General features: G+C 43.6%; 2 protein-coding genes. Both read left to right on the forward strand.

Annotated features, from left to right (window positions below; all coding sequences use genetic code 11):
• Positions 1-1,090: alanine racemase (gene alr / locus VXQ92_RS17330; protein ID WP_416682656.1), on the forward strand; the 1,090-nt coding region annotated here is incomplete at its 5' end.
• Between the two features lie 10 nt (positions 1,091-1,100).
• Positions 1,101-1,460, forward strand: a complete 360-nt coding sequence (locus VXQ92_RS17335) for a RidA family protein (RefSeq protein WP_000071347.1) — start codon at positions 1,101-1,103, stop codon at positions 1,458-1,460.
• The last annotated feature ends 91 nt before the right edge of the window (positions 1,461-1,551 follow it).

Below are 1,551 nucleotides of genomic sequence, written 5' to 3' on the forward strand. Positions count from 1 at the left end.
TACCGCAGTGATCCACCGTCAAGCCTTACAAAATAACTTGGCGGTGGTGCGCAAGGCTATGCCAAATAGTAAGGTCTTTGCCGTTGTCAAAGCCAATGCTTATGGACACGGAATTGAACGTGTTTATGAAGCATTTAAAGCAGCAGATGGCTTTGCCTTACTTGATCTTGAAGAAGCAAAACGAATTCGTGCTCTAGGCTGGACAGGTCCAATTTTATTGCTCGAAGGAGTTTTTTCTCCTCAAGATTTATTTGATTGTGTGCAGTATCAGCTTAGTTTCACCATTCATAGTGAAGCGCAAATTGAGTGGGTAGAACAGCATCCTTATCCGGCTCAATTTGATGTTTTCTTGAAAATGAACAGTGGTATGAACCGTCTTGGTTTTAAACCACAGCATTATGTGCAGGCTTGGGAACGTTTAAATAATTTGGCAAATGTCGCCAAGATTACCCACATGATGCATTTTTCGGATGCAGATGGCGATCGTTTCGGTCAGCAAGGTATTGATTATCAAATTACTGCCTTTGAAGAAATTGTGAAGGATTTACCGGGTGAAAGATCGGTAAGTAATAGTGCGGCAATTCTGCGTTATCAAGACCAGCTCAAATCAGATTATGTCCGTAGCGGCATCATGCTTTATGGCAGCTCGCCAGATTACCCGACCCATAGTATTGCGGATTGGGGCTTGCAGCCAACCATGAGTTTACGTAGTGAAATTATTTCCGTTCAGCATTTGGAGCCGAATGAAAGCGTAGGTTATGGCTCAAACTTTGTCGCAGAGCAACCCATGACGATTGGGATTGTGGCTTGCGGCTATGCCGATGGTTATCAACGTATTTCGCCAACAGGTACGCCTGTTTTAGTGGACTCTGTACGTACGCGTACAGTTGGCCGCGTCAGTATGGATATGTTGGCAGTCGATTTAACGGGTATTGAGAGTGCCAAAGTTGGTAGTGAAGTGGTGCTCTGGGGTCAGTCAAGTACAGGCGTCGTTCTATCTATTGACGATGTTGCAGTTTCATCCGGTACGGTGGGTTATGAACTGATGTGTGCCGTCACCGCCCGTGTTCAATTTATTAATCAGGTATAAGGAAATCCGAATGTCTAATTCAGATATACAAAAGATTAACACTAACGAAGTCATGAGCGCCGTGACTGTTTTTAACAAAGTGGTTTATTTGTCAGGTCAGGTGCCTAAAAATACCGAGCAGGACGTGGCAGGTCAAACCCGTGAAATTCTTGCAACAATTGATGAACTTTTGGCATTAGCCAATACCGATAAATCTCGCTTGCTCTCTGCGCAGCTCTATTTGAAAAATCTTTCTGACTTTTCAACCGTAAATGCAATTTGGGTTGACTGGTTAAAAGGGTGTGTTGCTCCATCGCGTGCCACAATTCAGGCCGATTTGGTCAATCCAGATTGGTTAATTGAAATTGCCGTGACGGCAGCACAAAAGTAATTCGGCTTTACTCCAAAAACGATGATGTATCTAACAGAAGGAAGATAGATACGGTTTAACCAGTCGTTTTTTGGTGAACAGATTCAGTGAC

The organism is Acinetobacter sp. 228 (assembly GCF_048147885.1).